The 219-nt window shown below is 60.7% G+C and carries 1 pseudogene; it reads left to right on the forward strand.

Features of this window, described 5'->3' with window-relative positions:
• A pseudogene (locus EQW76_RS29215) lies at positions 1 to 219 on the forward strand (hypothetical protein); the annotation flags it as partial.

Genomic DNA, 219 nt, shown 5'->3' on the forward strand with positions numbered 1-219 from the left:
TCTATGCCGACCTGAACCGCTCGACCTACATCAGTCTGGCGATCGTTTTCCTGGGCGTCATTGCTGCCTATTTTCTAGCCTGGTTCACAAGCACCCAGCTCGTGCGTCGGCCGGTTAGCCGCTTGGTCACAACCATCAAGGCCTGGCAGAAGGATGATGTCGGCGCGCGCACCGGCATGGACGAACGGGATGGCGAGTTCGGGGTGGTTGGCTCGGCGA

This window comes from Rhizobium sp. rho-13.1, assembly GCF_007000305.1.
GTDB lineage: Bacteria > Pseudomonadota > Alphaproteobacteria > Rhizobiales > Rhizobiaceae > Rhizobium > Rhizobium rhododendri.